The organism is Gammaproteobacteria bacterium, from assembly GCA_027296625.1.
In the GTDB taxonomy this organism is placed as follows: Bacteria; Pseudomonadota; Gammaproteobacteria; order JAKEHO01; family JAKEHO01; genus JAKEHO01.
The window spans coordinates 1-8,686 of record JAPUIX010000140.1; the positions used below are offsets into that span (position 1 = coordinate 1).

Annotated in this window: 8 protein-coding genes; 1 reads left to right on the top strand and 7 read right to left on the bottom strand. The window is 52.6% G+C overall.

The features are described from left to right. A partial coding sequence (locus tag O6944_08045; GenBank protein MCZ6719082.1) for a hypothetical protein occupies nucleotides 1–181 on the top strand: 181 nt, incomplete at its 5' end. Here the strand turns inward: O6944_08045 and O6944_08050 are convergent. From O6944_08050 to O6944_08080, 7 genes are all read right to left on the bottom strand, one after another. After that, nucleotides 153–485 carry a cyclic nucleotide-binding domain-containing protein gene (locus tag O6944_08050; GenBank protein MCZ6719083.1) on the bottom strand — a complete coding sequence of 111 codons (333 nt, stop codon included), beginning with the start codon at nucleotides 483–485 and terminating at the stop codon, nucleotides 153–155. The genes O6944_08045 and O6944_08050 overlap by 29 nt on opposite strands. Before the next feature lie 89 nt (nucleotides 486–574). After that, entirely contained in the window at nucleotides 575–1,540 is a 966-nt protein-coding gene (locus tag O6944_08055; protein ID MCZ6719084.1) for an amino acid ABC transporter substrate-binding protein, read from the bottom strand. Nucleotides 1,541–1,551: 11 nt separating this feature from the next. Continuing rightward, the gene (locus O6944_08060) at nucleotides 1,552–2,847 is read right to left on the bottom strand and encodes an MFS transporter (GenBank protein MCZ6719085.1); all 1,296 of its coding nucleotides are present in this window, start codon (nucleotides 2,845–2,847) and stop codon (nucleotides 1,552–1,554) included. Between the two features lie 30 nt (nucleotides 2,848–2,877). Next, nucleotides 2,878–3,744 carry a hypothetical protein gene (locus tag O6944_08065; protein MCZ6719086.1) on the bottom strand — a complete coding sequence of 289 codons (867 nt, stop codon included), beginning with the start codon at nucleotides 3,742–3,744 and terminating at the stop codon, nucleotides 2,878–2,880. 72 nt (nucleotides 3,745–3,816) lie between these two features. Then, nucleotides 3,817–5,130 (bottom strand): MFS transporter, encoded by a 1,314-nt coding sequence (locus O6944_08070; protein MCZ6719087.1) that lies wholly within the window; start codon nucleotides 5,128–5,130, stop codon nucleotides 3,817–3,819. Nucleotides 5,131–5,155: 25 nt separating this feature from the next. Further along, nucleotides 5,156–6,520, bottom strand: a complete 1,365-nt coding sequence (gene guaD, locus O6944_08075) for a guanine deaminase (protein ID MCZ6719088.1) — start codon at nucleotides 6,518–6,520, stop codon at nucleotides 5,156–5,158. A gap of 304 nt (nucleotides 6,521–6,824) precedes the next feature. After that, nucleotides 6,825–8,654 (bottom strand): tetratricopeptide repeat protein, encoded by a 1,830-nt coding sequence (locus O6944_08080; GenBank protein ID MCZ6719089.1) that lies wholly within the window; start codon nucleotides 8,652–8,654, stop codon nucleotides 6,825–6,827. Nucleotides 8,655–8,686 lie beyond the last annotated feature (32 nt).

Below are 8,686 nucleotides of genomic sequence, written 5' to 3' on the forward strand. Positions count from 1 at the left end.
TTGCCTTATGTCACAATCGTCAAAATGGGTATCTAATTCAGGCGTGGTTTTCCAACGTGAGGAAGAGGCCATGCTCAAAAGGGTTGCCATAGGCTTGGTGCTATTTGGCACCGATTTGCTTGTTGATCTCGTCATAGATCAGAGCGATGGAATCAGTCATCGGAGTTTTTCTGCTGTTTAACAAATTGGGCGAACCGCCCAATCAATGATTTCAATATGACAACACCATCGGATGGATCATCGGCAATGATGGCAGCAAGGCCTTCTGCATCGATTGGGTAGACCACGGAATCTTCAAGCGCTTTTGCCGACCCCTGATAGGGCTCGTCAATGAGGCCCGCCAAGCCAATTAGCTCACCCTCACCGACCTGAATGGCTACCTCCTCGCCATAAACTTCGAAAGCCCCGCGCCAAATAAGAAACGCGGGACCCTTGGTGCCCTCGCGGAATAATACCTCTCCATTTCGAAGATTTTTGCGCATCATAGTAGAGTGGTTCCTATTCTAGGGGCGTGGAAGTCTTAAAGGAGCCACGCCCCCCCCTTTTACTGAAATTGAGATCCGGCCAAGTGCATTTATTTGGGCGTTGCGTTTAGTTGATAAAGAACCTTAAGGACCATCGGAGCATCCTTAGCAAAGCGCCCAAACCACTTTCGATAGATCGCGATAATCTGGCCGCTGCGGTTCAGTCGCGAAAGTGCAGAATCCGCGACCAATCGGAAATCCGCGTCGCCGCGCTGGACCGCCAGTGCAAAAGGCTCAAAGGAAAACAGCTCCTTCGATAAATAATAGCGCTTCTTTTTCTTCTGCCGGATGATCACTTGGCCAATGAGAACGACTTGTCCCGACGAAAAGGCATCCACCACACCCTTGTCCAAAGCCGTCATGCCCGCGGCGTTAGTAGCAACCGGAACAACTTCGGCATCGATGAGCCGATTCTTGAGCACCCCTTTGAGGGTTTTGATGATGGTCGTGTTAGCCACGGCGGCAACTCGTTTGCCTTTGAGGCCGGCGATCCTTGATACCTTAGCGTCGCTCAGGCTCAGCAAAGAGGCGCCGGTCACAAATGTAAGCTGGGTGAAACCTACTCGCTCTGATCGGCTGAGCGTCTTGGATGTCGTACCACACAGGATATCGATTCTTCCTGTTTCGATGGCCGTAAAGCGATTCTTGGCCGTGACCGGTACATAGTTCACCATGATATTAGTTCGGCCCAGCTTCTGTTTGACGGCGGCAACAATGCGGTCGCAAAGATCGATAGAGTAGCCGACCGCTTTTCCTGATCGATCCAGAAATGACATGGGAGGCGCAGCTTCGCGAAACCCTAGTGTAATTAGGCTCCTATCATTGATGCGCTTCAACGTACCAGTCAGTTCGCCGGCAACACTCGCCGATATTTGAAAACTCACAAGCGCTAGTCCGAGAAACAAAGTCCGCATTATTCCCTCCTGCTTGAATGGGTCTTCGATTTGACCATGACGCCTAAATAGGAATGTGAACAGTCGGCCTATGGCGGAAATGGCTTCATAGATTGAGATCATACCAAGAGAATCTATTTACCATTTGCGCCGCTTGGATACGTCTCACGCAGGAACAGGTGCATGATCAGGGCAAGGCCTAAGACCATTGGATATACCACGATCGCCCAACGGTAATCGGAAGTTGACCCGGGTGAGTTCCCTTCTATCTCGGCAATACGGGCGATCAAACCAGTGCCCGAAAGAACACGCCCCGGAATCGCCATCATGATGCCACCGACGATAAATTGCACGGCGTTGACGATAGCGGCCGACGTTCCGATCAGGGAAGCCGGCACGAGTTCAGCGGCTATTGCGTAGGGAAGCATCGAAGCCCCGGCCATAAAACCCCATAGAAAAAATATGATCGAGGCAAATTCAACGGGCATGCCAGTTTGCGTCATTGCAATTACAATGACAGCAAGCTGCAACGCGCACCCGATTGCCATCGCCAAGCGCCGTTTACGGAGCTTGTCAGAAAACCACGCAAACGCCGGAGCGCCGAGCGCCAGACCGAACCAGCTCATTGACGTAGTCGCGTTGGCGTCGGCCTGTTCCATGCCGCCAGCGACCAACAGGCGGGGGCCCCAGATCACACCGATTGCAAGCATGGTCCCAAATGTCGCGCCGCCAATCAGAGCGTTGATCCAACAATCCTTGATCGCCGTGACCTGGTTGACGGCCTGGATCAGGTCTTCCGTGAAAGCCTTGATACCGGTCCAGCCTTTGCGCGTTGTTTCTGCGCCAAGCGGATCACGTAGAAAGATAAGCATCAAGGCAACCACGGCGACGCCCATGAACCCAATGCCGTTGATGATGGTATCCCAGCGATAATCGACGATGAGAACATTCAGCGTGCGCTGTCCGGCGACCGCTGAGAGCGAGGCGACAAGCTGCACTAGTGCGAACATGAAACCGTATTTCAAGGGCTCGAACCATTGCCCGCCCACGAACCCAGCGCCGATAAAACCGAATGAGGCGCCGATGGCCAGAAGGACCTGGGCGCAGATGAGCACCAGCGGACCTTCGGCATGGGCGAAAAGAAAGGCGCCAAGGGTGACCAGTCCGCAGGCGATGGGCAGAACTCTCTGGGCCCCCAGGCGATCCAGTATCGCGCCGCTAGCAAACTGCGTAACAGCAAAAACCCAAGTATAGACCGATCCGATAAATCCGACCTGCGCGATGGTTAGGCCAAGATCCTTGCTCACCTGGATGTTGGTGATCGCGTAGCCGGTTTGCATGATGAAAACCACGACCACAAAAGAAACGCCGATGACCCAGTTAAACCACGCCCTCGCACCGCCGAGAGCCGGTACCGCTACGGTGCTCACGTCATCGTTCCTGCCGCCCTATTGCCGGCATCAAAAGTGGACCTTGACGATGCCGCTGACGGCAAACTGATCCGTTTCGAAACCTGGGGCGCCCTTCAGCCCGAATTTGTTGGTCCAGTAATCGATTTCGACGCCGACATAAAGCGCCTTCGGTTTGCCCCAGAAATTGCCGATATCAAGCTTGATCTGAGGCACAAAGTGGAAGTTCTCCGCCTGGGGTCCCCATCCCGCGACGTAATCGAAGAAACCGTCCAACAGGAATTTGGCTTTGCCAACCTCGAAGGGATAACTGGCGGAAACGGTGATCTGAAGATCCTTGAATCCCCTGTCGGGTTTGTCGCCGGCACAGCAATTTAACTCGTTACGGGCGTAAACGTTGACCTGGAAATAGTTGAAGCCCTTATCCCCAAAAATGCCGAGCGCTTTCAGATCGAGATCGAAGCCGAGTCCGACCAGCAGGGATTCGGTGAGGTCGGGATCTCTCCCTCGCTCATAAGTGACCGCGAGCAGTGTATCTTTCCAGATCACGAGGTTCTGGCCGAAGATACTGAACGACAGGTCCTTCTTTAAGATTTTGCCTATGCTAAGACGAGGCGAGATTTCCCCATACCATGCCGTATTGTCGTCCCCCGTCTTGTTCTTGAATCGGGTGTAGTCGACAAACATGAACAAGTCGCCGAATGACCACCCGCTGGCATGTTCGAAGGTGGCGGTATATTGGTCCCCGTCGTCGATTTCGAACCCTCCACCTACAAGACCGGTGATGCTGTTGTCCATCCAAAGCAGGAGTTTTTTATCCCCTGCCGCAGCGGCGCCCGAAGCTGTGGACCAAAGGAGGGTGGCGGCTACTAGGAATACAAGCAGCCCCCTGGTTTCGCTGTTGCCTGTAAGGTACACGCTCTTCCCCCGTCGTTTTAGGTATGGCCGGGCCGCTCGTTGCCCCACGAGCGGCCTGGCGTTCAATGCGCCCTATTCCGCCGGCTCAGCAGCAGTGACCGGTTCTTCCTCCGAATTGGGATAGGTTTCGCGCAGGAAAAGGAAGAGAATGAGCGCGATCCCGAGTATCAGTGGAATAACCAGAATCGCCCACTGGTAATCGGCAACGGTGCCCTTGGCGGTACCCTCCATCTCAGCAATCCGCGCTATCAAGCCGGTTCCCGATAGAACTCGTCCTGGCACAGCCATAATGATGCCGCCGACAATGAACTGAACGGCGTTGACTACCGCGGCCGAGGTGCCGATCAATGCAGGCCGCACCAGATCAGCGCCGATCGGGAAGTTGAGCATCGAACCGCCGGACATGAAGCCCCAAATGAAGAAATAGAAATTTGCCTCGGTTGGCGACATTCCCGGCCGTGAAATGATAACAATGATCGTCAGAAGTTGGAGAGCGCAGCCCGCCGCCATTGGCAGTTTCCGTTTTCGGAGCTTGTCGGAAAGCCACCCGAAGAAAGGGGCGCCGAATGCCAGGCCAGCCCACATTATAGAACTTGTGAAGAAAGCGTCAGTCTGGCTCATACCGGAAGCCATCAGGAATTTTGGTCCCCAGACCACGCCAAGCGCTAGCATCGTTCCAAAGGTAGCGCCACCGATCAGGGAGTTAATCCAGCTGTCTTTGATCGATGTGACTTCATTGATAGCGGCAATTAGGTCGTTCAGGAATTTGCGTATTCCTTCCCAAGGTGCGAGTTCGGCATCCTCGCGAACCGGATCGCGCAGGACAACGAACATCACGACTGTCAAAACCACTCCGCCGACCGCCATGGAGTTCAGCAAGGTACTCCACGGGAATTGTTCGACCATCTTTCCCAAAATCATCTGGCCAGCGATGGCTGACAACGATGCGACAAACTGCACCAGGCAAAACATGAAGCCGTATTTGATTGGTGCAAACCAGCGCCCACCAACGAATCCCGCTCCGACGAAGCCGAACGACCCGCCAACAGCCATCAAAACCTGGCCGATGATAAGCATTTCTGGCCCAGTCGCATTGGCGAACAAGAAGCCGCCCACTGTCACGATGACGCATGCGACAGGCAACACCCAGCGAATACCAAGCCGGTCGAGAATGGATCCGCTGCCGAATTGCGCAATCGCGAAGGCCCAGGTGTAGATCGAGCCGATAAAACCGACCTGTGCGACCGACAGACTCAGATCTTTCGTCATCCCCACACTGGTGACGGCATATCCAGTCTGGAAGGTGAAAACAAAAACAACGAAAAAGACTCCCAATGTCCAGTTTATCCAGGCCTGACCACCGCCCAGCTTGCTTTTCTCGGCCATTTTATATCCCCTCGTATCTTCGTCTTCAGACGCCGCTGAGCGACGCACAGAAAGTTTCGTTGCGGATATTTGCATCGCGCGAATACAAAAGCTCCCCGGCCACATAGGTGGCGCATGCCGTTCGGTCGTCGCCCAAGGTCATGACGACGAACAGAACCTCGTCGAGATCCTTGGCGTATTTCATTCGATATTCGAGAATCGGCGTCGCATTGAGATCGAGCACGGTCAAATCGGCTTCCATCCCCACGGCAATGGTGCCGATCTTATCCTCCAGATAAAGCGCATGTGCGGCGCCACGGGTCGCAAGGTAATAGGCGTGCGGCGCGCTCAGTGCGTATCCGCTCATCTGGGCGACTTTGTATGCTTCATTCATGGTAACGAGCTGGGAAAAATTGGTGCCGGCACCCAGATCGGTCGCCAGGCCCACGCGGACAGGTCGTTTCTCGTCCATCGCGTTTTCCACGCTGAATAGACCGCTTCCGAGGAATAGATTCGACGTCGGGCAATGGGAGATCGCGGTGCCGGTATCGTGCAGCACCTGAAATTCCTCTTCTGTAAGATGAACCCCGTGGCCCAGAATGCTGCGTGGCCCGAGATGGCCGTAGTGGTGATAGACATCCACGTACCCGTTGCGCTCGGGATAAAGCTCCTTCACCCACTCGATTTCTCCCAGATTCTCGGAAACATGGGATTGCAGATATGTGCCGGGGTGTTCCTTCCAGACGGCGCCCGCAAGCTCCATCTGTTCCGGCGTGCTGGTCGGCGCGAATCGGGGCGTGACGCAATAAAGGGACCGTCCCTTGTTGTGCCAGCGGCCGATTAATTCTTTGCTTTCCTCATATCCCTGCTGCGGCGTATCCATCAGGGCGTCAGGAGCGTTTCGGTCCATCAAGACCTTGCCCGCGATGTTGCGCATGTTCAGTTTTTCGGACTCTTCGAAAAAAGCATCCACGGAAATTGGGTTAACCGTGCAGAACACCGTCGATGTCGTGGTGCCGCAGCGTAGTCCCTCACGCAGGAAGACCTGAGCCACTTCGTGGGCGTGGTCCTTGTCCTTGAAGCTCTGTTCGGCGACGAAGGTGTATTTATTTAGCCAGTCGATCAGTTGTTTGCCATATGCGCCGATGATCTCTGTCTGTGGGTAATGGACGTGGCAATCGATAAAGCCCGGAAGGATCAGCGCGTCTGAATAGGTTGTCACCTCGACGCCGTCTGGCACCTTGGGGAGAACCTCGTTCGCCGGGCCAAACTCAGTGATCTTGCCATCGGCCATGATAATGACGGCATCGGATTCATGCCGCATGCAGTCTTCGACGGGGTTCCGAAACGGATCGTCCGTGAAAGTCAATGCCGCACCGCGAATCGCGGTGACTGAGTTGCCGTCAGCCATATTCCCGTTCCCCCTTAACCCGATAAGCCCGGATGACTGCCGATCCCGGCCATCCCAAGGACACCCAAGCCGATTTTAGCCTTTTGTAAGACCGGCTAGACCTGTCAGAAGTGACAGTTTGATCAAGTAAAAATGACAGGAAGCTTATGTCCGCTTTTGGCTAAAAGCAGACATAACCTTAACGGCCAGATCAGCCCTTGGGGCTTGTTAACCTTATGTCCGCTTTTGACCCAAAGCGGACATTAGATTAACGCGGCAACGCTTGTGCCAGCCTGTAGACATTGTGGTCAGACGTGTAGGGTTTCTAATCCCCTGCAAGATAGGTTTTCATGAGATCAATGTAGGGGCCCGCACATCCAATGTCATTGGGCAAGAGATTAAAGTCCAGGTTGACAGAGGGAAGACCGCAGAGGTCACTTATGGCCTCTAAAGATGTTCGAGGATCTGTAACAAATGTTTGATATTGTAGGATTATAACGCGTTCAGATGCACCCTTTGACGCTTGTTCAACAGCATTCCTCCAGAATTCGATCTGTTTTACGATGCAAGAAAAGTCATAAGGATAGCTCGGCGCATCGAGCCGATAGTGGAAGAGAAAGATTTTCCAAGCATTGTCCCAAATGTCCCTATCCGTAAATATGAAATATGAATTTGGAACGGTTCTCAAAATTTTTGGAATACAGTTCAATACATAAGTTGAAGACATTGTATTCGTAATAGCAATATGGCTTTGTGCACGCGCCGACAATTTTTCTTTCAAGATTTCCTGGAAAAGGGAAACGTAACTATCAGGCAAGTCATCGAGGCTTTTCACAAAATTCAGCCCTATGCGAGCATTGAGCTCGTCAATTGTCTTGGGGAGAATATTACTTTCATAGCCAAGTTTTACGCCCGGGATCTCACCAATCAGGTTCTCGACAGTCGATTTTCCTGATCTTGGCATACCCGCGACGAATAAGACCTTTGGTCCGTCATCCCAGGTTGCATATTTCCGCGGGGAGGAGCCTTCAAAATAGGGGGAATCGAAACGGCGTGATGAATCAAGATGAGGCATGGGTCTTGGTTTTAGGTCATGTAGAGCTGCATACTCTGCGTTGGCTTGGATGGCTTGTTCCCAGGCCTCACAATATTTCCCAGCCTTATCCATGGCGCGAGCCCTCGCAAATTTGAGGATAGCTCTTGAGCCTGCGTCATTCGGGCTTAGGGTGTCCAAAGCCTGGTCGATGGCATGGAGCAAATTAATCCCCAACTCATCGGGCGTGTAATTACTTAAGTTTTCAAGCGTTCCCACGGAATTGGGGTTGGCAGAAAATGCCGCCTTAAACGCTTTCAAAGCCTCAGTTCGCTTGCCCCATTCGTCATAAAAAAAGCCAATATTTTCGTAATGCTTATAAGTCATTCCGCCGCAAGACATCGCAAGTCGCAACAATTTTTCTCCCTCTTCGATAGCACCTTGTAATCCATGGACTCGCGCCAACAGTGTCAGCGTATCAAGGTCTTCCGGGTTATGCGCGAGCCCCCTCTTTAAGGTAGCCTCCGCATCTGCTAGGTGATTGCGTTCGAATTGCAGGCGACCTAACTCATAGAATAAGTGGGGGTCGCCTGGAAATATTTTGAGAGCTTTAAGAAATTGTTCTTCGGCTTCACTAAATTTATTCTGTTTAATAAGAGCCAGTGACAAATTGTAAACTACATTAATTTCATTTTGTGAAATATCTATAGCTTTCCGCAAATACTTTTCGGCCCGCTCGGGTTGCCAGGTCTTTAGCAGAACGACTGCAAGATCGTTCAATATATCGACGCTTTCGGGGTTTAATTCAGCGGCGAGAGATAGTTTGTTTTCTGCGTCATCATAGCGATTAAGTGCAGCCAATATGATGCCCTCGCCCCTTTGATACTCCGCCAAATCGGGATCAAGCAAAGAGGCCCGCTGGATGTGATCCAATGCTTTCGCAGGATTTCCCTTCAGTTGGTACGCGCTTGCCATCAAGTTATGGAGTTCTGCCCTGTTCGGATCCTCCCTCAGTGCAGCGCTCAGGATTTCGATGGCACGCGCTGTATCTCCCTCCTGAATTGCTTCAGAGGCTTCCTGCATAATTTGATTACGCGACCTTGGTGAGTGGCGCTTAGTCATATTCAATTTGTCCCGCTAGGTTAAACACATGC

What these genes read in the sequence shown, in the direction of transcription:
- O6944_08050 (MCZ6719083.1), bottom strand. Translation starts at nt 485, where the DNA reads ATGATGCGCAAAAATCTTCGAAATGGAGAGGTATTATTCCGCGAGGGC.
- O6944_08055 (MCZ6719084.1), bottom strand. Translation starts at nt 1,540, where the DNA reads ATGATCTCAATCTATGAAGCCATTTCCGCCATAGGCCGACTGTTCACA.
- O6944_08070 (MCZ6719087.1), bottom strand. Translation starts at nt 5,130, where the DNA reads ATGGCCGAGAAAAGCAAGCTGGGCGGTGGTCAGGCCTGGATAAACTGG.
- guaD (MCZ6719088.1), bottom strand. Translation starts at nt 6,520, where the DNA reads ATGGCTGACGGCAACTCAGTCACCGCGATTCGCGGTGCGGCATTGACT.
- O6944_08080 (MCZ6719089.1), bottom strand. Translation starts at nt 8,654, where the DNA reads ATGACTAAGCGCCACTCACCAAGGTCGCGTAATCAAATTATGCAGGAA.